The sequence below is a fragment of the Leifsonia poae genome (assembly GCF_020009625.1).
Lineage (GTDB): Bacteria > Actinomycetota > Actinomycetes > Actinomycetales > Microbacteriaceae > Leifsonia > Leifsonia poae_A.
Genome location: NZ_JAIHLP010000002.1, coordinates 3,562,163 through 3,580,239 on the forward strand (window position 1 = coordinate 3,562,163; position 18,077 = coordinate 3,580,239).

Below are 18,077 nucleotides of genomic sequence, written 5' to 3' on the forward strand. Positions count from 1 at the left end.
GTCTCTCCTTTGAGTCTTCGGCGGTCACTGACCGCTTGCAACTATACAACAGATGGCGCATAGTGCAGCTTTGTGCAACTATTGCTGCGTTGCCACTATGCAGCAATCGTTGTATAGTCCCGAAAGCGCACTCCGCGTCACACACATCGGCTCGCACGACTGCGACAGTCAGAGCACGTTCAAGGAGGAACAGGTGTCAGAAATCATCCGCCCCGTAGCGGGCGCGGGGCTCCCTGAGGACCCGATCATCGAGCCCGAGCTCCCCGGCCCGGTGAAGCTCCGGGCACGTCTTGTCGTGGCCCTCTCGATCAGTCAGTTCGGTCTCGCCGTGCCAGCGGTATCGATGACCCTGGTCTCGTGGCCATACACCGTCGGTGCTCTCGAACCGGCGAACAAGGCAATCTTCCTCAGCATCCTCACCGGCCTGTTCGCCGTGGTCGGGATCATCGTGTCGCCGATCGCGGGCGTGCTCAGCGACCGTTGCACGTCGCGACTGGGCATGCGGCGGCCGTTCTTGCTCGTCGGAGGCGCGCTCGGTGTAGTCGGCATGGGAATCATGGGACTCGCGCCAAACATTACGGTGCTGATCCTCGGCGCGCTGGTCTACGCGGCCGCGGCTGGTATCTATACCGGCGGAAATGCTCCCCTCGTGCCCGATCAGATCCCCGAACGGCACCGAGGTCGTGTAATGGGACTGATTCAGGTGATGCTGGTGCTCTCCGGCCTTGTTTCATCGATCGTCCTGCCGATGTACCTCGGTCAGCAGTTCATCGTGTTCGCGATTCCCGGGGCGTGCTTCGGAGTTACAGCCCTCATCACCGTCCTGATGATCAAGGACCGTCGACTCAGCCGCGACGAGGTGGACGGCAGACTCTCGATCATCGGGGTATTCGCTCAGTTCAAGGTCAACCCGCGTGCCATCCCCGACTACTCCTGGGCGTGGCTCGGCAAGGCGATCACGACTCTCGGAACCGTCCTGACCACCGTCTACGGGTTCTACTACATCACCGACTATCTCCACGTCACGCCGGAGCAGCTGCCGGGCGTGATCTCCCTCACAGGCATTCTTGGCCTCGTCTGCGCCGTCGTCGGAGCGGCCCTGGGGTCTTGGATCAGTGACCGGTTCCGCATCCGTAAGAAGATGGTCCTCTACACCTCGACGATGATCGCGATCGGCGCCGTCATTGCGGCATTCGCCCCGAGCGTCGAGGTCTACCTGATCGCGCTCGTCATCATGGGGCTCGGCACAGGAGCGTACTTCCCGGTCGATGGCGCGGTCATGATCGACGTCCTTCCTGGCGAGGGTCGCGAGACTGGAAAGTACATGGGGCTGATGACCCTCGCCGACCAGACGCCTCGCTCGCTCGGGCCCTTCCTCGCAGCCGGAATCCTCGCCCTGGGCAACCTCATCCCCAACGGCGGATACCCGGCCGTCTTCATCAGCGGCGGCATCATCGCGATCATCGGTGCCCTGCTCATCCGCAAGGTCAAAGGCAGCCTCTGATCGCGACGCGGCTGGGTCGTCAGCCAGATCCGGCCGCGTCCACCACACGAAGGACACTGATTGCAATGCCGTTCGACCCCTATCTCGCCGGAAGACTGCACCTCATGGAGAATCTGGACTTTCACCAGATGGATGCCGACATGACGTCGCGCATGACAGCGTTCTACGAGGACCCCGAAGCGTGGTCGATGCCGGCGGGGGTCGGCGTCGAGGATGCTCAGCTGGATGGCCCCAACGGAGGTGTTCCCTACCGGGTCTACCGACCGGAAACGGCGAACGGGCGGGTTCTCGTGTGGGCGCACGGTGGAGGATTTGCCACCGGCGACCTCGACTCCCCGGAGGCGCACATTGTCGCGGCGGAGCTCGCCCATCGGTCCGGCGTGGTTGTCGTGAGCGTCGACTACCGGCTCGCCCGCGACGGAATCCACTACCCCGTACCCATCGACGACGTGCACGCCGTGGTCGCGTCGGTCCTCGCCGGCACAGCAGACGGGGTCGGCGCATCGAACTGGGTCGGCGTCGGAGGTGCGAGTGCGGGAGCGGCCCTTGCGATGGCAGCGACCCACCGCTTCCGGGATATCGCTGGGCCGTCCCCTGATGCGCTGCTCCTCGCCTACCCATTCGTGCACTTCCCTACACCTGGGCTTTCGCCCGAGGCGGCTGCGGAGCTTGCGATCCTCCCGCCCGCACTGCGCACTCCGCCGGGGAACATCGAATGGATAATCCGCAACTACGTCGGTCGAGTCACCGACCTCCCTGTGGACGTCGCACCGGGAGCGGCCCCTCTGGATCAGCTCCCAGCGACGCACATCGTCATCTCCGAATACGACGACCTCCGCTCGTCCGCTGAGCTCCTCATCACTCAGCTCACCGAGGTCGGCGTCCCGGTCCACTCCTACGTCGCCGCAGGCATGCCGCACGGGCACCTGAACCGCTCACCAAGCCTCGCGGAAGTGGATCGGTCGCTCGACTTCTTCGCTGGAGCCCTCCATGACTGAAATCGCTGCGACCGATCCGACACCCGCACTCGACCCCGAGCTGCTGGCACCGCTTGCTGCGTTGCACGCCGCTGTACCGGGCGGAACGCCATCGCTCGACGCGGCAATCCTTCCTTTCGTGCGTGCGGGATTCCCCGGCGTGCCCGAACCGGCGATCGAGCACTTCGCGCGCTCCGGACGGTTCCGCGTCGAGCACACGTTCGCACCCGGTCGCGAAAGCACTCCGGACGTTCCGCTTCTGGCGTGCACTCCGGCCGGCCGCGAGTCGAAGGGGTGCATCTTCTACATCCACGGCGGTGGAATGGTGCTCGGCAGCAACGTGAACGGTGTCGACGAGATGCTTGACTACGCCGAAGCCCTCGACCTCTCCGTCGTGTCGGTCGAATACCGACTCGCCCCAGAGAACCCCCACCCTGCGCCAGTGAACGACTGCTGGACCGCGCTGAGATGGACCATCGACAACGCCGACGATCTCGGCTTCCGTGGCGGTCCGGTCATCATCGCCGGCGAAAGCGCAGGCGGCGGGCTCGCTGCCGCGACGGCACTCGTCGCCCGTGACCACGGCGACTCGCGCTTGCGCGGACAACTGCTCATCGCGCCGATGCTCGACCACCGCAGCAGCACAAGGTCCATGCGATCGATCGGGGACGCAACCGTCTGGACGCGCGAGTCGAATGTGTTCGGGTGGTCGTCCCTCCTCGGGCAGATCCCGGCAGGCGAGATACCGCCGTACGCGTCGCCCACGCTGGCCGGGGAGCTCGCCGATCTGCCACCCACCTACATCGACGTCGGAGGCGCTGATGCGTTCCGCGACGAGTCGCTCGACTACGGATCGCGTATCGCTCAAGCGGGTGGTCTTGTCGACCTCCACGTGTGGGCGGGCGCATACCACGGGTTCGACGGAATGGCGCCGACTGCGCACGTCTCGCAAACCGCCCGCGCCACCCGGCAGGCCTGGCTCGCTCGCGTCCTAGCCACGCCCGCGAGTGCCTCATCACTAACCAGCGAACACCTCAAGGAGTAACCATGCCCACCTTCCCCGACCAGTTCCTCTGGGGTGCCGCCACGGCCGGCCACCAGATCGAAGGCAACAACCTCAACTCGGACATCTGGGCGATGGAGCACGTCGAGAGCGCCCCCTTCGTCGAACCCTCCGGCGATGCCTGCGACAGCTATCACCACTACGAGGACGACATCCGCCTGCTTGCGGAGTCCGGCCTCGACACATATCGGTTCAGCATCGAATGGTCCCGGATCGAGCCGGAGCCAGGGCAGTTCTCTCGCGCTGAGCTCGAGCACTACCGGCGCGTCATCCTCGAATGCCGTGCTCGCTCGATCACCCCCGTCGTGACGCTGAACCACTTCACCGTTCCGGCCTGGTTCGCCCGCGACGGAGCTTGGGCGCAGCCTGAGGCCGCAGATCTGTTCGTCCGCTACGTCCGCTACGTCGTCGAAGAGTTCCAGCAGCTCGTCGATTGGTGGATCACGTTCAACGAACCGAACGCGGGCGCTCTGCTCCTTGCAACCGGCTCGCTGCCGCTCGGAGCTGCAGCTGACGACCTCGCCGCTGCGCAGGCTGCCCTGATGGCTGAGTTCGCCGCCCGCGTCGGAGGGACGCCGGGTATCGCCGCGATGGCTATCCCGGTCCTCGCCCCGCAGGCAGTGGAGAACGTCTTCACCGCACACCGCAACGCGCGCGCCGCGATCAAGTCGATCGCCTCGAACGCTAGGGTCGGTTGGTCCATCGCCGTTCACGACTTCCAGGCGGAGCCGGGCGGCGAGGCCCGCCGCGACGACATCCTCGGCCAAGCGATCCACCCCTACTGGGCAGCCGCCCGAGAGGACGACTTCCTCGGCGTCCAGACCTACACACGCGAGGTCTACGGTCCCGAAGGGCGCATCCACACGCCTGAGGATGATGACACGTTCTTGACCGGCTGGGAGTACTACCCGGCCGCACTCGGGCACACCGTCGCACAGGCGTTCGCGTACACGGGTGTGCCTGTACTGATCACGGAGAACGGGATCGCCACGGCGGACGACGACGCGCGCATCCGCTACACGCGCGCAGCTCTCGAAGGCTTGGCCGAGACCATCGAAGCCGGCGCGGAGGTGCTCGGCTACATCCATTGGACCCTGATCGACAACTGGGAATGGCATTCCGGATTCGCGATGACATTTGGACTCATTGCGTTCGACCACGCCACGTTCGAACGTAGCCCGAAGCCAAGCCTCGGCTGGTTGGGCGATGTGGCACGGAGCAACGGAGCCAGCCTTCAAGTCGACACTCAGCTGGTTCTGGCTGCTCGCGAAAGCTGAGTCGCCGCGGTGGGGAGGGGACGTCGAAACATCACCCCTCCTCACCTCCGACCCTTGATCCTCGACGGCAGCAGCAGCGGCGGAAGAAGTAGATGACCCTTCGTATAGGCGTCCTCGGAGCGGCGCGGATTACCGAGGCTGGGCTTCTTCGCCCGGCACGACAGATGACCGGTGTCGAAGTCGTTGGAGTTGCAGCTCGTGATTACCAACGGGCCACGGCATTCGCCTCCCGACACCGGATTCCTCAGGTATTCGCCAGTTACAAATCGCTCCTCAAAAGTGACGCGATCGATGCCGTCTATATCCCGACACCACCAGCACTGCACGGGAGCTGGACGATAGCAGCGGTCAAGGCCGGAAAGCACGTTCTCGTGGAGAAGCCGTTCACCGCAAACGGAGCTGAAGCCGAGGCCGTCGCTCTCGCGTCAGAGCGAAGCAACGTCGTCGTCATGGAGGCCTTTCACACCCTGTTTCATCCGCTGATCGGACAGATTCGCGGGCTCCTCGACGCCAAAGCTATCGGCGACATCGTTCGCGCATCGGCCGAATTCTGTGCACCCATCCCGCCGGGCAAGGACATCCGCTGGAATCGCAGGCTAGGCGGCGGAGCCTTGATGGACCTCGGCTGCTACCCACTGAGAGTGCTGCAGACTCTCCTGGGCATTCCGGACGGGGTCGTTTCGGCTCATGCCCATACTCGACAGGGAGTTGATCGCGTCATGCGTGCGCGGTACAAAATGCCTGGTGAAGTCAGCGCTGAAATAATGTGCAGCCTCTGGTCACGGCGCATCTTCTCTCAGCGACTGCAGATCGTGGGAACATCAGGCAACCTTCGCGTCTCGTGGCCATTTCAACCTCAAGCCGGAGCGAAGATACGTCTTACGACCAACGAAGGTGCAACAGTTCACCCGGTGGATCGAACTGCGACTTATCGATATCAGCTTGGCGCGTTCCGTGATGCGATTTCGAGCGGCGAATCGTCGCCGGTCAGCCTTGCCGAGTCGGTCGCGATGATGCGGACGATCGACGAGACCTACATCGCAGCCGGAATGGAGCCGCGTCGTCCGTTCTCTGGATCAAACCGCACCTGAGCTGGCGGTTTGCGAGGTGCTCTGAGGCATCGCTTGCATCTGACTAGTTCTTCGAATCGTAAGGGTGAGCGCCATCACCCAAACGCAGATCAGCACAGATCCCCAGGGTCGGCTCGTGAGAGTCGCAGCGGTCGATCGCAATGCTCACGATGGGCCGAAAATCCCAATGCAACACATGCTGCAAAGTGCGGTGAATCATGGAATTCTGGCAGGGTGACGGACTCAGTGACGATGCCTTACCCTGTTCCCAAATCGGTGAGTCAGGAGGCCCAGGCCATCCTGGCGGCCCCGGTGGTGCGACCCACCTACCCTGCTCTTGGTGACACCGAAGATTGGCTAGCGCACATTCGCGCCGCTGACGAATCGATTCTGGCGGTCATCCCGCCCGTTTCTGAGGCGCTTAACGAAGACATTCGCGACGTTGGCGGGGTGCAAGTTTTCGTCCACCGATCGCCCTCCGTCCGTGAAGGCGGCCCGGTATGCCTGACCATGCATCCCGGTGGACTTATCAACATGGGCGGCGAGGTTTGCCGACGGCTCGGTGCTCTCAGCGCCTTATCGATGGAAATGGAGGTCTGGAGCGTCGACTACCGAATGCCTCCTCTCTATCCGTTCCCGGCGGGTTGGGATGACGCGGTCGCGGTATATCGACACTTGGTGGAGCGGCGTGATCCGAAGGACGTATTCGTGTCCGGCGTGTCGGCAGGTGGCAATCTTGCCGCCGCGACACTCCTTCGCGCCACAGACGAGAGCCTTCCTATGCCTGCGGCGCTGTACCTGGGAACGCCTCAACTCGATCTGACGGAGTCGGGCGACTCGTTTCAGGTCAACGCTCACGCGGACCGTGCCCTCGCAAGCCTGGAACAAGTGAATCTGCTTTACGCGGCGGGCCACGACCTAGCCCACCCCTATTTGTCGCCACTATTCGGCGACGTCGACGACTTCCCGCCGACCCTGCTGTCCACGGGGACACGCGACCTCTTCCTCTCCAACACGGTGCGTATGCATCGCAAGCTCCGCGAGAGTGGCGTGCGCGCAGAACTGCTGGTCTTCGAAGCAATGCCGCACGCAGGGTTCAGCGGTGCAACACCGGAAGACATTGAACTGAGCCTGGAGGTCATTCAGTTTGTCGCGGCGCACCGCAGCTGAGCGCAGCGCTCACCACGCTGACATCGACTGACGGTTGTACGAGTCATCACGGCCGACCTTCCCTCCGCCGGAGACATTGTCTCCTCACCGCTGCCACTCTCGCCGACGGTGGACTTGCATTCGACTGACCGAGCGATCAGGCCTAGCGAGATCGAGCATGTCCTAACGCGTCGAAGCTGGTGTCGATGATCTGGTTGCGCCATGCGGAGGCGACGTCCATGTGGCGGGCTTCAAGGGCGAGGACCCCCAGCGCGACGAGCGCACCGGTCACCCGGATGCGGCGGGACTCCTCCGGGGGCTGGTCGTCGAAGGCTTCATAGAGGAGGTCGCCGAGGGCGTCGAGGTCGGAGACGTTGTCGTCGCCCATCGGGACGATGGTGCTCAGCAGGAGACTGACGAGTCCGGGTCGGGCGAGGGAGAGGTCGACCAGGAGTTCGACCGCGCGGCGGTCCCTGACGGCGTCGACGGGCAGGCTGACGACACGGTCCCGCACCCGAGCCGTCTCGGCTGCGCATTCCGCGATGACGGCCTCGTACAGCGCGCGCTTGGTCGGGAAGTGGTGCAACAGGCCCGCCTTGGAGTACCCGGTCGCGTCCGCGACGGACTGCACCGCAGTCCGGTCGAAGCCGTGCCGGGCGAAGAGGGCGGCGGCGGCGTCGACGATGGCGGTGCTCGTCGGTGCGTTCATGGCCTGCTCCTCCTAGTGCCCGATCAGCGGTTCGGCGTCAGGGTCCCTTTCCACGATCCCCCGGCGGAACAAGGCGACCGCGACGATCGCTGCGAGCCCGTACAACGCTACCGCCACCCAGAGGGCGGCGCGGTAGCTCTCGACCGTCGCGGACGCCGTGATCGGAGCGGTGCTCGGAGAGGTCGCGAGAATCGCGGCAGCAGCGGTCGCCGCGACCGAGCTGATGAGGGCGGTTCCTGCGGCTCCGCCGACCTCCTGGCTGGCGTTGATCAGCGCCGAGGCCACACCGACATCCCGCGCTTCCGCCCGCGCCGTCGCGGCCTCCTGGAGCCGGCCGAACACGAGTCCCAGACCGAGGCCGTAGAGCACGAGGCCGGGCAGGAGGTCGCCGGCGAAGCTGCTGAACAGGCCCGCGCCGGTCTGCAAGGCGAGCCCGGCGCCGGCGACCGCGCACCCCGTCGCGACGACCGAGCGCGGCCCGAAACGCGCCAGCAGCCGCGACCCCGCAAGCGTGGACGTGGCGATGATCCCTGCGACGACCGGGAGGAAGCTCAGGCCCGTCTCGACCGGCGAGTATCCAAGCGCCTCGGTGAAGTAGTAGGTGCTGAATAGGAACACGCCGAAGAGGCCGCCGTTGACTAGCAGCCCCACGAGGTTCGCGGCGCCCCTGTCGCGGTCGAGGACCACGCGGAGGGGGAGGAGGGGATGGCTGGTGCGACGCTCGATGAGCACAAACGCGGCGAGCAGCCCGGCGCCGAGGGCAAGGGGCAGCACCGTCCAGAGGTTTCCCCACCCGCCGTGTTCCGCATTCGCCAAACCGAACACGAGGGCGACCATTCCGGCGACCGACGTGACTGCACCGGGGAGGTCGAGTGGGCTCCGCTCGCGGACCGGCTGCCGGGCGACCAAGCCGATCCCCGCGAGTGCCACGATCGCGATCGGCACGTTGACGAACATGCACCACCGCCAGGACAGGTACTCGGTGAGCAACCCGCCGAGGAACAGCCCCACGGCACCGCCCGCGGAGGACACGGCGCCGAAGATTGCGAACGCGCGGAGTCGGCCGGCGCGGTCCTCGAAGATCGTCGACAGCAGCGAGAGAGCGGCGGGCGCAAGGATGGCGCCGAACACTCCCTGCAGCACGCGCGCCGACAGAAGCGCGCCGAGACTGCTGGCGAACCCGCCGAGCACAGAGGCGAGCGCGAAACCGATCAGGCCGATCACCAGCATCCGGCGGCGACCGAAGAAGTCGCTGAGCCGTCCGCCGACCAGCAGCAGGCTCCCGAACGCCAGCGCGTACCCGGTGACGAGCCAGTGTCGCCCGTCGTCCGGGAACCCGAGCTCGGCCTGCGCCGACGGCAGAGCGATGTTCACGATGGTTACGTCGAGGACGACCATCAGCTGAGACAGGGTGAGGACGGCTAAGGCCAACCATCGTCGTCCGGACGGCTGCATTGGTCGTGCCATGTTGGATCCCCTCGTGCTTTTCCGTGTATGTGCAGGCGTCTGAATCTAGCGGACCAACCAACCAATTTGGCTGGGAAACCAACCAATATGGTCGGAAAATCCGTGATCGGCCCACGTTCCGGCTCGAAACAGACCATTTACAGACGCGACTCTGGCTCGACCCATCTGCCACCTAGCCTCGGAATGGTGGCGCCGATCCCCGCAGGCCCCAAGGCGTTACCGAAGGAAGTGATCGATCGATGTCAGATGAGCTCGCGGCGCGCATCAGGTCGATGCTGGAGACCGAAGGCTGGATGCCGGGCGAGCGTCTCGGCAGTGAGCGAGAGTTGGCCGTGACCTTGGGGGTGACCCGTTCTCGGTTGCGTGTCGCGCTCGATATCCTCCGGGGGGAACGGGTCGTCCGTGCTTTGATCGGCCGAGCAGGTGGAATCTACGTCGCTGACGCGCGATTGGAGCGCAACCTCGATGGAAGCCCGAGTCTGCCTGAGATCGCTCGGGTGCAAGGAGTTCAGCTAGCTACCCGGGTTCTCGACCTCGACCTCGTGCCTGCCACGCCACGAGACCGACGAGTTCTTCTGCTGCAGTCGGACGAGCGCGTGTACCGGCTCCGCCGGGTGCGCGAAGCAGGAGGTACTCCGTTGAGCATCGAGGAGAACCGGCTGCCTGAATTCCGGTTTCCACGATTGGCCCAACACGATGTCACCCAACTTGGTCGCGTCGCGCGAGAAGCATACGGATTTACGACAGGTCGGGTGGCCGAAGTGCTCGAGGTCATCCAGGCCGCACCAGCGATAGCAGCACTGCTTGGGCTCGATGCCGGGAGCGCAATCGTCCGGATCAGGCGAGTCTCGTACAACAGTGCCGAGGAGCCGACCGAGCTCGCATTCGAGTACTTCGACGGCTCTCGCATGCGCTTTCACCTTCGACCGTATGGCTTCGAGGGAAACGTTCACCGCACCCCGCCTCGGTGACTTCGCGGACTTCTCCAACCATTTACATACGTCGGCAGCGGCGACGCCGGCCCGAAACAAAGGGCTCATACGGTTCTTCACACCCGGCGTGCACAGCGCACGGCGGTAGGCACCAGGAGGAACCATGCCTGTTCACCCACCACTCACCCCCGCCAGTGCGCTAGCGGGCCTCAGCTCCACTGAGCGAGCTGCCTTGCTCTCGCGCTTCAACGGCTATTCCGGCGACTCTGAACTGGACGAGGCCACGCGAAACCTGATCGAACGGCGAGAGCAGACTCTGGCACCCAGCTACAACCTGTTCTATTCGCAGCCGGTCGAAGTCGCTTCGAGCGCAGGCGCGTATCTAGTTGGCCCAGACGGAACTCGATACCTTGACATGTACAACAACATTCCGGCTGTCGGTCACGCCAACCCGCGCGTTGCGAAAGCGGTCTATGACCAGATGCGGGTGCTGAACACGCATACCCGGTACCTTTACCCGTCCCTCGCTGACTTCGGGCAGCGCTTGTTGGGCACCATGCCGACGGAGTTGGACCGACTGTTTCTGACAAACAGTGGGTCGGAGGCGAATGATCTCGCGGTGAGGGTTGCCCGCGCGGCAACGTCTGCGCAGGGCGTCATCGTCACGGCCGCCGCGTACCACGGCAGTGCCGGCTACGCCGATGCGATCTCGCCGATCAGCCGAGTGGCCACGCCGGGAAACGACCCCGAATGGCTACGTGTCGTCCCCGCCCCGGACCCATATCGGGAGGGGCCAGAGGCCGCGGCACGATTCGCAGCTGACGTGGGCGCGGCGGCTCTCGATCTGGAGCGAGCGGGATATGGATTGGCTGCCTTTTTCGCCGACATGATCCTCTCAACTGACGGAGTGATCCCCTCACCGACCAGCTTGTTCTCGCAGGTCGCCGTAGTTGTGCACTCACACGGCGGTCTGTTCGTTGCAGACGAGGTTCAGTCGGGCTTTGGGCGGCTCGGCGATGGGCTGTGGGGCTTCACGCGACACGGTCTTACACCGGATCTCGTCACGATGGGCAAGCCGATGGGGAACGGCTTCCCGGTCGCGGGGCTGGCCGGGCGCCGTGAGGTGTTCGCCGCATTCGGGAAACGTGCCAGCTACTTCAACACATTCGGCGGGAGCCCCGTTGCCGTGGCGGCGGCGTCCGCGGTGCTCGACGAGATCGAAGACCGCGAGCTGATCAGCCGCAGCAAAACCCTGGGTGCGCGCTTGGAAGACGGTATCCGCCGGATCTCCGATGTTGATAGCTCGATCGGCGATGTTCGTGGAGCGGGCCTGTTCGTCGCGGTCGAATACGTCACTGACAAGGACGAGAAGACTCCGAATACCGCTCGCGCCCTCGAGGTCGTTGCACGCCACAGGGATCGGGGTGTCCTCATTTCCAACACCGGGGCCGCCAACAACTCCTTGAAGATCCGACCACCGCTCGTGATTGACGAAGCCGGCATCGACCACTTCCTTGAAGTGTTCGCTGAGATCAGCGCGGAACGCAAATGATGCAGGAAGCGCAAGTCGACGCCGATGCCGTACGTATCGCGCTCGTAGATCAATATGCTCTCGGATCCGGGATGCCGAGGCTGACTCCGTTGCACGTGGCGGAGAACGTGACGTTTGCAGTCACCTTTGGTGCCGAGCTGCATCCACGAGCGGTGGTCAGGGTCTATCGTCCCGGGCGTCACGCTCCTGTCAGGATCCACTCTGAGCTGGCATGGGTCGAAGCGCTCGCCGACGCAGAGGTTCGTACTGCCCGACCTCACCGGTCGCACGAGGGTGAACTCACCGGATGGTTGGACTTACCCGATGGGTCGCGAACGCCTTTCGCCCTGATGGAATACGTTCGAGCGGATGCCCGCGAACCCGAGCTCGAAGTATCCCTGGCCGCGCTCGGAACAGCCGCCGGAACTCTTCAGAGCCATGCTCGGAAGTGGAACGCGCCGGAGTACTTCGACCGGCCAACATGGGATGTGGAGTCGACCCTCACCGACGCGACGTCGTGGGGGCACTGGATGTCGGCGGAGCTCCCGTCGCAGACGACCGATATCCTTCGTGCCTCCCGCAGACGCATTCTCGCCGAGCTTCCTCCGGTTACGGGGGCGAACCGAGTCCTCCAGCACGCGGATCTCAAGATTGGCAACAGTATCTGGTCTGCCGGTGAACTGCATGTCATCGACTTCGACGACAGCGGCTACAGCTGGCCCCTGTTCGATCTCGCGGCTTCCCTGACCGGGCTCGAGAACCTTCCCGAGACGCCGCAACTCGTCGACGCGTGGCTTTCCGGATACGCATTGAACGCGGTGGTTACAGACGACGCGCTGGAGACCATCCCGGCGCTGCTGATGCAGCGTCGGCTGATGATCGTGGGGTGGCTGCTCGCTCACCCCGAAGGGCACCCCGCAATCAACCGCGCCGATGCGCTGGCCGACACTGCGGAAATGGCCCACCGCTACCTCAATGACGATCTTCTTGCCCGTTCCCATTCGTGACCGCCTAAGGAGCCTTACCGTGGCTATGACTGACACAGCAGCCCCCGCATACCAGCGCACCATGACCGGCTGGCACGTTGCGCTTTTGATGATCGCAGCCGCCGCACCTCTAAGTTCAATGCTCGGAAATGTGCCAGGTGGTCTGATCTTCGGCAACGGCGCAGGGCTTCCTGCCGCGTTTCTCGCGGCAGCCCTGTTGATGGCCATACTCCTGATCGTTTACCTCGAGCTGCACCGCTCTCTGCCCGGCGTCGCTGGATTCTCCAGTTACGTGAAGGCGGGCCTAGGGAGCGGAATGGGGGCGGGTGCGGCGTACACGACAATGTTGGGCTACATCGCCGCGACGATCTCATATGCCGTCGGCGTCGGCTACTTCGGAAGTCTGATCGCCGCGACGTATGGGATCACCATCCCGTGGTGGGCGCTCACCGGCTGCGCATTCCTGATCATCGGCCTTCTGGGCCGTCGAGGAGCCGAGGTGAGCGGTCGCGCCGTGATGGTCTTGGTCGGAGCCGAGTTCATTCTGCTTGTCGTGATGAACGTCCTCATCGTCGCCCACGACGGGCGATCCGCATTCCCCGCAGCAAGCTTCTCACCGACCACAATCTTCTCGGGCCAGCCTGGACTCGCGCTCATGACGGGCCTGACGTCATTCGTGGGGATCGAGGCTGGAATTCTCTACTCACGCGAAACCAAGAACGCGCGCCGCGCGATCCCGCGTGCTGTCTACGGCGCTCTGGCGGCGATAGCGCTGTTCTACGTGATCACGACGTGGATCATCATCGGCGGCCTGGGAGCGAACAACGCCGTGGCCGCGGCCCTCAAATTGCAGGGCGACGTCGTCTTCACGCTCGCCTATCAATTCGGTGGACCGTGGCTGCTCATTCCGATGCAGGTGCTCTTCTGCGGAAGCGTGCTTGCAAGCGCCATTGCCATGCACAATGCCGCAAGTCGCTACACGGCCGACCTTGCCAGAGATGGTCTGCTTCCTGCACGCCTCGGGGTGTTTCACAGGACGCGATCCGTCCCCGCCGCTGCAAGCAACGTCATCGCAACGCTCGGCCTTGTCATCGTCCTCGTCTTCGCCCTCGCGCAAGTCAACCCGTACATCGGGCTGGGAAGCAGTCTCGTCGGACTCCTGACGATCGCCCTTTTCGGCGTCCAGATCATCGTCGTCCTCGCAGCACTCCGCTATTTCGCCCGGTCCCGACAGCTCACCGGTGTCCTCATGAGTGCGTGCATCCTCGGTGGCTTCGGCCTCGTCATCGCCGTGAGCCTGATGATCGTGAACTATTCGGTACTAACGGGAACAGATTCACCGCTTGCGTCCGCGCCTTTGCTCCTCCTCGTCCTGGCGCTGATCGCTGGACCGATCGTGGTCGCCGCGAAAAGACGAACGAGCACGTCGACAATCCCGGACGAGCAACCGATGCAGGCGCCTCTGATGTGAGGCCAGATCCGCGTTGTCGTGCCACCTCATCACCGAACGGCCCGCTATAGATGGGTCGTGCGGCGGTGGGGGCGGACGACGAATACACCTCCTCGAGCGCGCTGCTGTCACGTGCTACTGAGGCGCGGCGACGCCGGACGGCTACTTGGCGCTTCGGCCGGGTAGCGCGAATCGGCCGTCCGCCGAGAAGAGGCGCACGAGCTGGCGGGTCAGCTGCTGGACGAACCCTCGGGGGGTGCGAAGTTCGATCTTGTGCACCTGGCTGATGGCGATGTTGGTCGTGTCTGTCATGATTACAGTCTTCCGAACGCGCGACAATACTTCCAATACCTACTTTCAGCAGTAACTATGACTTGGAGTCATGGATGTGAATACCCGAACGCTGCGGTGGTTTCAACAGGTTTGCGACGGCGCGACGATCACCGAGGTCGCCGAGATCGAACACGTCAGTCAGCCCGGGGTGTCGCGCGCTCTGGCGCGCTTGGAGTCGGAGGTAGGCGCGCCGCTGCTTCGTCGTACTGGCCGAACCATGCGTATGACAGCCGCCGGGTCGGCATTCAAGCAGCACGTGGATGAGATGCTGCATCGCCTCGACGACGGGATCGCCGCCGCACTGCAGGTCGTCGCGCCGGAAACCGGACTGGTGCGTTTGGGGTTTCAGCCTGCCCTCGCGAGCTGGCTCGTGCCCGCGTTGATCCGAAGCTTTCGCACCGTCCATCCAGGGGTGAAGTTCACTCTCGTCGAGGTCCACGACGACGCCACGTCAGACGTGCTGGATTCGGGGGAAGCCGACCTGCTGCTGTCCACCAGTCAGGATGGGCGCAGCCGCTCGCAGCGCCTGCGCCTGCTCGACCAGGTATTTCGCCTGGCTGTCTCTCGGGACAGCACCCTTGCAGAGCGGGGAAGGCTTCTGCTGAGCGACGCCGCTGACCAGACCTTCCTCATGCTCCGGGAAGGCACGTCGCTCGGTCGCTTCACTCGCGCGATGTGCCGCGAAGCGGGCTTCGAGCCGGACATCGGCTTCGAAGGCGACGATCTTCCTACTCTTCGCGGATTCGTGGCGGCCGGGCTCGGGGTCGCCATCCTGCCTGCCGCGGGTGACGAGGATCGAGGCGGCGAGAGCGGGGCGCTCCGCTATCTCGAGATCGAAGGAGTGCGCACCACCCAGGACATCGGCATGCTGTGGTCCAGCGAGCACCGCCTCCTCCCGTCCGCGGAACTGTTCAGGAAGCACGTGGCGAACGTGGTGGCATCCGGCAGCGAGATCCGTCCGGCGTCCTCCCATCTGCAGGTCTGACGCGATCGGACTGAGGTCACGTGGCTGGCGGAGGTGGCGTCGGCGTGCTCTCGCCCTGCACCACGCTGATTTGTCTCCGAACGATTTCGAACGGTTCAGTTGGAAGGGCGTCGGGACCATCGAGGAGCGCTCGCACAATTTCGTGACCGCTGAAAGTGAGGTCCAGGTCGACGGTGGTGATCGACGGCGTGGCGATCATCGCCACTGTCGAATTGTCGACGCCGATGACGCCGATGTCATCCGGGACGGGGCGGCCAGCGCGGGTCGCCGCGCCCAGCACGGCCAGAGCGACGTCATCGTTGTAGGCGGCCACCCCGAAGGATCGCGAATCAAGCAGGCGGGCAGCGAGCGCGGGACCGCCTCGCGTCATATCGAGGTGGAGTGTGGGCAGGTGTTCGATGCCGTGGTCTGCGCACCAGTTCAATGCACCGTCAACCCGGGCGTTCGCATAGGGCATCTCCCGCTGGTCCGTGGGCATCGCCGCTGCAATACGCTCGTATCCCGCAGCGACGAGATGAGCAGCCTGGATGGCTCCGATCTCCCGGTCGATTGCGACCTGCAGGTCGTGCGACTGGTCGATGACCTGCACGCCCTGGTTGTGCAGCCGAGAACGCTGTTCTCGGGTCAGCGGGGCCAAGCTCCACAGCCCCCGCGGGCGAAGAGCGAGGATTGAGTCCTCGAACGATTCGTCCGACGACGCCAGCCGCAGGAGGTTCGTCAGGCCGGCGTCAGCGAGCTCTCGGGTGATGGTGTCGATCAGGTCGCGCAGCCGTGGTCCGAAGGTGATGTTCGGAATGAGGGTGATGACGATATCACTCGTCCCACGCGCCAGAGTCCGCGCTGCGACCGACGGGCGATAGCCCAGCTTCCGGGCAGTCGACTCCACGCGCTGGACCATGTCTGGAGTGAAACGGTTGCCATGACCGTTGAGGATCTGGCTGACGGTCGATCGCGAGACCCCCGCGTGTGCCGCAACCTCCGCACTGCTTGCCATTGCGTCTGCCCTCCTCTTCTCCGACCTAGCTTAACGCGCGTCAAGCTGAGTGGAGCAATCAGATTGACGCGCGACAATAGCCGTGCTTAGCTGACGCAACCCTTGCTGAAAGCGCGCGTGCGGACGATCTGCCCGCTCGACTGCCTACTGCGGATCCGAAGGAGAACACGTATGACGGACCTGGACGTTCGCCGAACCGTCCTGCTCACCGGCGCGACGGGGAATTGGGGGAGAGCGACATTGAGAGAGTTTCGCGGTCACCCCGAATATCTGGTTCTCGCGTTTGCGCGCCCGACGGATGCCGATCGGGAGGTTCTCCAGGAGTTCGCTGACATGGAAAACCTGGAAGTGGTGTGGGGTGACCTCTCGAATTACGTTGACGTGCTGAGAGCGGTCGGCCGAGCTGATGTCGTTCTGCACGTGGGCGCGATCGTCTCACCCTTGGCCGACATCCACCCCCAGCTGGCGTGGCGCGTGAATATCGGGTCGATGCAGAACCTCATTCGAGCAGTCAAGGCTCAACCCGATCCTTCCGCGATTTCGGTCGTGGGGATCGGTTCGGTTGCCGAGACCGGCGATCGGCAAGCCCCGGTGCATTGGGGTCGTGTCGGAGACCCTCTCCGCGTCTCTCGCTTCGACGAGTACGGCCAGACGAAGATCGTCGCTGAACGGCTCCTCATCGAGTCCGGGCTCCCCCGATGGGCGTGGCTGCGGCAGACAGGCATCTTCCATCCGGGGATGCTCGAGATCCGCGATCCGATCATGACTCACTCGCCGTTCAATGGGGTGATGGAGTGGGCCTCGGCTGAAGACTCTGCACGCCTCCTCGTCGGCGTCTCCTCGCCGGACGTGCCCACCGAGTTTTGGGGCGGGATCTACAACATCGGCGGAGGGGAGGGCTGGCGGCTGACGAACTGGCAGCTCCAAGTCGCCCTGGGGGCGGCGATGGGAGTTCACGACATTCGACGCTGGTACGACCGGAATTGGTTCGCGCTGCAGAATTTCCACGGCCAGTGGTACAGCGACAGCGACAGGCTCGACAGCCTCGTCCCGTACCGGCAGGACACCTTCGCGGACGCTGTCGAACGTGCGGTCGACGCGGCGCCGTCCTCAGTACGTTCCGCGGGCAAGGTGCCCGCCTGGATCGTCAAGAATCTGGTGATGAGACCACTCGCGCGTAAGCCTCGCGGCACGATGGCCGCGATCGCTCAGGGCGACTCGGAAGCGATCGACGCCTACTTCGGATCGAAAGAGGCGTGGCTGGCCATCGGTGATTGGGATACGTTCATCCCGCCATCGCCGTCGCGCGAAGTGACTCTCCTCGATCATGGCTATGACGAGTCGACTCCGCCCTCTCGATGGACCACGCTGGATTACATGGAAGCGGCGACGTTCCGCGGAGGCGAACTGGTGTCGCCGGTAGCGGGCGACCACACCGCGCCCCTGGTGTGGAGATGCGCATTCGACCACGTCTTCGCGGCCAGTCCCCGCCTTGTTCTGCGAGCCGGACACTGGTGCCCCGAATGCGTGCGCGACACAGAGGGCTACGCGCGGCAAGCGCAACGGAATCCCTTCCTCGCGCAGGCCGAGCTTTCCTTCATCGCTCCGGCGAACCCAGCTACCTCATGACGCAGCGAACCCCTGATGACC

At 64.3% G+C, this 18,077-nt stretch carries 16 protein-coding genes; 12 read left to right on the forward strand and 4 right to left on the reverse strand.

The genetic code is table 11. The features are described 5' to 3' along the window. Positions 1 to 193: 193 nt before the first annotated feature. From K5L49_RS17690 to K5L49_RS17715, 6 genes are all read left to right on the forward strand, one after another. Positions 194 to 1,504 carry an MFS transporter gene (locus K5L49_RS17690; protein ID WP_223694857.1) on the forward strand — a complete coding sequence of 437 codons (1,311 nt, stop codon included), beginning with the start codon at positions 194 to 196 and terminating at the stop codon, positions 1,502 to 1,504. Between the two features lie 65 nt (positions 1,505 to 1,569). Further along, positions 1,570 to 2,502 (forward strand): alpha/beta hydrolase, encoded by a 933-nt coding sequence (locus K5L49_RS17695; RefSeq protein WP_223694858.1) that lies wholly within the window; start codon positions 1,570 to 1,572, stop codon positions 2,500 to 2,502. Further along, on the forward strand, positions 2,495 to 3,526 hold the full coding sequence (locus K5L49_RS17700; protein ID WP_223694859.1) for an alpha/beta hydrolase: 1,032 nt from the start codon (positions 2,495 to 2,497) through the stop codon (positions 3,524 to 3,526). The genes K5L49_RS17695 and K5L49_RS17700 overlap by 8 nt, the downstream gene beginning before the upstream one ends. Positions 3,527 to 3,528: 2 nt before the next feature. After that, positions 3,529 to 4,821, forward strand: coding sequence for a glycoside hydrolase family 1 protein (locus K5L49_RS17705; protein WP_223694860.1), 1,293 nt, complete (start codon positions 3,529 to 3,531; stop codon positions 4,819 to 4,821). A gap of 92 nt (positions 4,822 to 4,913) precedes the next feature. After that, the gene (locus K5L49_RS17710) at positions 4,914 to 5,912 is read left to right on the forward strand and encodes a Gfo/Idh/MocA family protein (protein WP_223694861.1); all 999 of its coding nucleotides are present in this window, start codon (positions 4,914 to 4,916) and stop codon (positions 5,910 to 5,912) included. 213 nt (positions 5,913 to 6,125) lie between these two features. Next, complete coding sequence (locus K5L49_RS17715; protein ID WP_223694862.1) at positions 6,126 to 7,061, forward strand: alpha/beta hydrolase; 936 nt, start codon at positions 6,126 to 6,128, stop codon at positions 7,059 to 7,061. Between the two features lie 142 nt (positions 7,062 to 7,203). On the opposite strand, the gene K5L49_RS17720 is transcribed toward K5L49_RS17715, so the two are convergent. Together K5L49_RS17720 and K5L49_RS17725 are read right to left on the reverse strand one after the other, a co-directional pair. After that, positions 7,204 to 7,749: a TetR/AcrR family transcriptional regulator gene (locus K5L49_RS17720; protein WP_223694863.1), complete on the reverse strand. Its 546-nt coding sequence runs from the start codon at positions 7,747 to 7,749 to the stop codon at positions 7,204 to 7,206. 12 nt (positions 7,750 to 7,761) lie between these two features. Beyond that, complete coding sequence (locus tag K5L49_RS17725; RefSeq protein WP_223694864.1) at positions 7,762 to 9,180, reverse strand: MFS transporter; 1,419 nt, start codon at positions 9,178 to 9,180, stop codon at positions 7,762 to 7,764. Between the two features lie 275 nt (positions 9,181 to 9,455). On the opposite strand from K5L49_RS17725, the gene K5L49_RS17730 reads away from it, so the two are divergent. The 4 genes from K5L49_RS17730 to K5L49_RS17745 all read left to right on the forward strand — a co-directional run bounded on the left by K5L49_RS17730 (position 9,456) and on the right by K5L49_RS17745 (position 14,136). Continuing rightward, positions 9,456 to 10,187: a GntR family transcriptional regulator gene (locus tag K5L49_RS17730; protein WP_223694865.1), complete on the forward strand. Its 732-nt coding sequence runs from the start codon at positions 9,456 to 9,458 to the stop codon at positions 10,185 to 10,187. 193 nt (positions 10,188 to 10,380) lie between these two features. Continuing rightward, a complete protein-coding gene (locus tag K5L49_RS17735) occupies positions 10,381 to 11,700 on the forward strand; it encodes an aspartate aminotransferase family protein (RefSeq protein ID WP_223694866.1) in 1,320 nt (439 codons plus the stop codon). Then, complete coding sequence (locus tag K5L49_RS17740; RefSeq protein WP_223694867.1) at positions 11,697 to 12,686, forward strand: phosphotransferase enzyme family protein; 990 nt, start codon at positions 11,697 to 11,699, stop codon at positions 12,684 to 12,686. The genes K5L49_RS17735 and K5L49_RS17740 overlap by 4 nt, the downstream gene beginning before the upstream one ends. Further along, entirely contained in the window at positions 12,655 to 14,136 is a 1,482-nt protein-coding gene (locus tag K5L49_RS17745; RefSeq protein ID WP_223694868.1) for an APC family permease, read from the forward strand. The genes K5L49_RS17740 and K5L49_RS17745 overlap by 32 nt, the downstream gene beginning before the upstream one ends. 141 nt (positions 14,137 to 14,277) lie before the next feature. On the opposite strand, the gene K5L49_RS17750 is transcribed toward K5L49_RS17745, so the two are convergent. Next, complete coding sequence (locus K5L49_RS17750; protein WP_223694869.1) at positions 14,278 to 14,427, reverse strand: hypothetical protein; 150 nt, start codon at positions 14,425 to 14,427, stop codon at positions 14,278 to 14,280. Positions 14,428 to 14,497: 70 nt separating this feature from the next. On the opposite strand from K5L49_RS17750, the gene K5L49_RS17755 reads away from it, so the two are divergent. Next, positions 14,498 to 15,433, forward strand: coding sequence for a LysR family transcriptional regulator (locus tag K5L49_RS17755; RefSeq protein ID WP_223694870.1), 936 nt, complete (start codon positions 14,498 to 14,500; stop codon positions 15,431 to 15,433). A 16-nt stretch (positions 15,434 to 15,449) separates the two neighbouring features. Here the strand turns inward: K5L49_RS17755 and K5L49_RS17760 are convergent, their stop codons facing one another. Further along, positions 15,450 to 16,427 carry a LacI family DNA-binding transcriptional regulator gene (locus tag K5L49_RS17760; RefSeq protein ID WP_223694871.1) on the reverse strand — a complete coding sequence of 326 codons (978 nt, stop codon included), beginning with the start codon at positions 16,425 to 16,427 and terminating at the stop codon, positions 15,450 to 15,452. A 102-nt stretch (positions 16,428 to 16,529) separates the two neighbouring features. Between K5L49_RS17760 and K5L49_RS17765 the strand changes: the two genes are divergently transcribed. Beyond that, a complete protein-coding gene (locus K5L49_RS17765; protein ID WP_223694872.1) occupies positions 16,530 to 18,056 on the forward strand; it encodes an NAD-dependent epimerase/dehydratase family protein in 1,527 nt (508 codons plus the stop codon). The last annotated feature ends 21 nt before the right edge of the window (positions 18,057 to 18,077 follow it).

Coding starts and splice junctions, on each gene's coding strand:
- K5L49_RS17695 (WP_223694858.1), top strand. CDS start 1,570: ATGCCGTTCGACCCCTATCTCGCCGGAAGACTGCACCTCATGGAGAAT.
- K5L49_RS17700 (WP_223694859.1), top strand. CDS start 2,495: ATGACTGAAATCGCTGCGACCGATCCGACACCCGCACTCGACCCCGAG.
- K5L49_RS17705 (WP_223694860.1), top strand. CDS start 3,529: ATGCCCACCTTCCCCGACCAGTTCCTCTGGGGTGCCGCCACGGCCGGC.
- K5L49_RS17710 (WP_223694861.1), top strand. CDS start 4,914: ATGACCCTTCGTATAGGCGTCCTCGGAGCGGCGCGGATTACCGAGGCT.
- K5L49_RS17720 (WP_223694863.1), bottom strand. CDS start 7,749: ATGAACGCACCGACGAGCACCGCCATCGTCGACGCCGCCGCCGCCCTC.
- K5L49_RS17730 (WP_223694865.1), top strand. CDS start 9,456: ATGTCAGATGAGCTCGCGGCGCGCATCAGGTCGATGCTGGAGACCGAA.
- K5L49_RS17740 (WP_223694867.1), top strand. CDS start 11,697: ATGATGCAGGAAGCGCAAGTCGACGCCGATGCCGTACGTATCGCGCTC.
- K5L49_RS17745 (WP_223694868.1), top strand. CDS start 12,655: ATGACGATCTTCTTGCCCGTTCCCATTCGTGACCGCCTAAGGAGCCTT.
- K5L49_RS17750 (WP_223694869.1), bottom strand. CDS start 14,427: ATGACAGACACGACCAACATCGCCATCAGCCAGGTGCACAAGATCGAA.
- K5L49_RS17755 (WP_223694870.1), top strand. CDS start 14,498: ATGGATGTGAATACCCGAACGCTGCGGTGGTTTCAACAGGTTTGCGAC.
- K5L49_RS17760 (WP_223694871.1), bottom strand. CDS start 16,427: ATGGCAAGCAGTGCGGAGGTTGCGGCACACGCGGGGGTCTCGCGATCG.